3 protein-coding genes are annotated in these 4,221 nt (G+C 41.6%); all 3 read left to right on the forward strand.

Annotation, left to right across the window (positions count from 1 at the left end; genetic code table 11):
• Window positions 1-487 precede the first annotated feature (487 nt).
• The 3 genes from Q7J27_06985 to Q7J27_06995 all read left to right on the forward strand — a co-directional run bounded on the left by Q7J27_06985 (window position 488) and on the right by Q7J27_06995 (window position 4,215).
• Window positions 488-709 (forward strand): hypothetical protein, encoded by a 222-nt coding sequence (locus Q7J27_06985; protein MDO9528889.1) that lies wholly within the window; start codon window positions 488-490, stop codon window positions 707-709.
• Between the two features lie 72 nt (window positions 710-781).
• Entirely contained in the window at window positions 782-2,650 is a 1,869-nt protein-coding gene (locus Q7J27_06990; GenBank protein MDO9528890.1) for a recombinase family protein, read from the forward strand.
• Window positions 2,651-2,658: 8 nt separating this feature from the next.
• Entirely contained in the window at window positions 2,659-4,215 is a 1,557-nt protein-coding gene (locus tag Q7J27_06995) for a helix-turn-helix domain-containing protein (GenBank protein MDO9528891.1), read from the forward strand.
• The last annotated feature ends 6 nt before the right edge of the window (window positions 4,216-4,221 follow it).

Consider the following 4,221-nt stretch of genomic DNA (forward strand, 5'->3'; position numbering starts at 1 on the left):
TTATCACAGATGGTCAAAATTCGGTTGACATTCCCAATCAATTGCAATAACCTCCTGACTTGTCTGTCTGCAACCATCTCTTACCCTCCTTGTAGAAGGGAAAAAGATAGCACAGCATTATCTTTGAAACGGGAATTTTAATTGTCGTTAACAGGGAATCCTAATTGTCGCTGATCACAGAATAATGCAACTTCCTAAAAACCGCATGAATATCTTTTACCAGCCGGACCAGTGATTGTATTTTTTGTATTACATGGTTAGACCAAAAATGATATTTTATATTATGGTGCTAAATAACAGTAAGACTGTCTGTGTTTGCCTTGATATAATACAAGTTCCTGTTGGGTCATTGCGCAAATGAGATTGCTCACAGGATCGTAAAAAGAAAACCCGCTTTCAGAAGATACTATTACTGCGATGTGCAACATGCTTATTATTTAATTTTTTACACATCCTGAAAGGAGATTTTTTTATAAATGATCAGAATTTGGTTGAAGATATTGCGGATTTTGTTCTGCGGAATTTTAACAATCTACCTGTTTACGCTGAGATACATGGTGAAAAAAAGGCTTTCAAGACAATTAATGATGCCTTAAGCGATATCGAGACTGATCAGGTTTCGTCTTTTGTTTTGAGAGATAAAGAAGACAGGGTACTCGGAGAGATCCATTTGGGTGGTTTGCTGGAAGGAAAAATTTACGCGGAATAATCTGAAGTGAGACAATCGGAGATGGAGGTTGTCTCTCCGCAAAAAGTCGCCAAGAGTGGCATATAGGGAGACGTGGCTATTATTACAGCAATTTATATACGTGTTTCTACCGAGGAACAAGCGGAGAAGGGGTTCTCGGTGGAGAATCAAATAGAAAAACTATCCCACACCGCGGAAGAACAGGGATGGCAACATGAAATATTCGACGACCGAGGATATTCCGGGGCTAAGTTCGATAGGCCGGAACTTCAGAGAATGCTCAAGCTTGTTAAAAATAAACAGATTGAGCGCGTGTTGGTCTGGAAAGTCGACCGATTGAGCCGTAAACTCAGTCATCTGTTGAATATTCTTGAACTGCTCGAAGCAAATAATGTTGAATTGATTTCCGTCAGTGAAAATTTCGACATTAAGACACCTGTCGGGAAACTTTTGCTCGGCATGTTGGGTACTGTTGCTGAGTTTGAGCGAGATTCGATTATCCAGAGAATTAAGGCAATCACAAACACAAGAAAACGTATCAAAAAACTTCCTCTCGGAAACCCGCCTTATGGTCTTGTAATAAATGAAACCAAATCTATGCTGGTGCAGGATAACGGGCCAGGATGTGAACTGGTCAAAAAGATATTTAACCTGGCTGGCCGCGGTATGGGTACTACACGCATTGCCGAATATCTAAACAATAATGGGTTTAAAACCAGACGCGAGAAAAGATTTTCCTCTGCGGTAGTAGGACGGATGCTTAATAATATCACTTACGCCGGAATGATCGAAATTGACGGGGAGCTGGTAAGGGGAAATATCGAGCCAATTATAAGCCTGGATACATACATGAAAATGCAAGGGGCGCTGCAAAGAAGGAAACACCAAATAAAAGCGCCAGGGACAAAGCACCTGCTTACTGGATTGCTGAAATGTTCTATCTGTGGAAGCGGACTTGTCAGCTCAGGATATTATGCTTTGGGAAAACGGTTCTATCGGTGTGCTCGGAAGGCAAACGAAGGCCGATCAGCGTGTACTCTAAAAGCCTTTAATGCAAAAAGGCTTGAGGCGGATATTGAGGCTAAATTATCGGAGATTGTAGCGAAGGATAAAAACCTTATCCTCCAGAGAATGATCAAGGAGGAAGAGAAATATATCCTTATGGCACAGGAAACCAAGCAAGATATCAGAAGATTAGAGTCTTCCATAAAGGGAGATGAAGACAGTGTTAATAAATATTTCGAGATGTTTGAGACTGATTTTATCAGCCAGGAGGATTTAGGAAAGCGGATCGATCTTCTTAAGAAAAATACAAAAGCACAGCGCAATGAACTCTTTACCCTGAAGGCAAGCCTTCTTGATCTAAACCCAACTGAAATAAGAAAACGATTAGAGGCAGCACTTAACAGCTTCCAACTTGTATTTGAGCTTGCAGATGAGTGGGAACAAAGAAATCTACTCAGGATCATCATTGACAGAATTGATGCCTACAATGACCATCTGGATGTCTTCTTGAAGTCTGGATATTGCTTCAAAATAAAGTATGAACGGGAAATAAAAAGGTTCACAAGAATATTGAGAAATTGGGAGATCAATACACTTAAGGAAATCGGGAATAAAAGGGCACGGGCTATAATTATGGCAAGTGAGGGGGTACGGTCAATCGAAATTGCCCATGTGCTTAATGTGGATTTTAATAAAATAATCACAACCATCAGAATGGTTAACAGACGAGGAATAGGCGTCTGTTTTAACGAGTTTAGAGATAATCAAGACACACCATTTGAAAGCTTTTTACGGCAAAACATCACAACGTTCAGGTATCTGTCGTTCAGAAAAATAATGAAGAAGCTGGAAGATGAAGGCTTTTCCCCTTCGCTTAACCAGTTTAAAAATGCCTGGTATCGGATTGTCCCTGATGATCCAGTAGGTGGGTTAAAGAAAGAAAAAATAAATAGTTAGGAGGTTTTATGAGGTCAACGGTTGAGATAAGCATAAATAAGATTACACAGAGCCAAGGTGTTTACCCAAGGTTTAACACAGATTTTGACAGGGTAAATATGTTTGTCGAACTGATGGAAGCAGGCGAGAAGTTCCCTCCTGTAAAAGTTACTAAGCACGGTGATTCCTATGTTTTGCTGGACGGTAATCACAGGCTGGAAGCACGGAAAAAAATAGGCAAAGAAAAAATCCCAGCAGATATCTTCGATACGCCGAAACAGTTGTGGAGACTGGCTGCCGCACGGTTCAATGGAAAAGGTTCTCTGCCTCTTAAAGGTGAAGAATTTAAACGGGTGATTGTAAGCGCCTGGACAATAGATGAGATCCATGACACTTACAAAATTGCCCATGAACTGGGGTGCTCTGACAGGTATGTAAGAAAGGTTTTACAGCCAATCAGGGATGAGGAAAAGGCAAACCTGGAAAAGAAAATCAAGGAAATGAGAGACAAGGGGGTCTCTCAAAGAGAAGTGGCAAAAAAAGTTGGGGTGTCAGACCGAACTGTTGGCAAGATTGAAAAGATGGCCAATAAGCAAGATGCGAACCTACGGAACCTAGTTCCGCTGGTTCGCACGGTACATGGTGATATTCCTAATAATGTCCACCATATAAACGAGAAAGGCACAGAAGAAATAGGTTCCTCAGAAATGAACAATGAAACAAAAGCAACAGCGGATAGAGTTTTAACTAAAACCAGTGTTCAAGCAATGAACACGGGTAAGAGTCTTGACAGACCTGCCCAAAAGAAGGAGGCCGAAGCTGAGGCTCTCAAAGACCCCGATGCCTTTCCCTTGAGCGCACTTGATGATCCGGATTTTCCTTTGATGGTCAAATGGAAACCAGGGCAGAGGGAGACGCACAGAGCATTGGATATGATTGGGAAGTACTGGAGCGTAGATAGGATCGCCAAAAAACTTGATATGCCCCCGGGATGGGTCAGGAACACAGCGCTTGCGATGCTGCTTATTTACCACTATGGGCATGATAAATATGATACGGGAGAGATTGCAGAGAAATTCAAGATGAATGAGACCAGGGTGGAATACCTGATCTTCCTGAATCTGCATTTTAACGCGTTACCACCCGGTAGAAAAACCCTGGTGATCTGGTTACAAGATTACCCCCCACGAAATCAAGATTCCGAGTACATAGAACTCCTTCGCAGGGAGAAGATTTACCAGAAATGCAGGGAAGAGGGAAAAAAGCCACCCTGGGAATATCAGGCGGATATACCTGAAGCGTTTATTGATATGCCTTTGGATATCAATGATAAATTTTACCAGGCAGCGGATTTTGTTAATGAAGTAGCCGAACTGGTATCAGTGGGATTGTTCAGAGAAGAAAAGATGGAGAAGAACCTGTTAGGCAGATTTAATGTGCTGTATGCCGCAATGAATAATCTCAGAGATAGTATGCAACGTAAGGATTATATTGCACGTGCAAATGATGATAGCCAGAAACTAAGAGCATATAATTATATCCACAAAGGAAAAGAAGGCATGGCTTTAGTGAAAAACATGCCGTGAGAGTGC

The organism is Syntrophales bacterium (assembly GCA_030655775.1).
Lineage (GTDB): Bacteria > Desulfobacterota > Syntrophia > Syntrophales > JADFWA01 > JAUSPI01.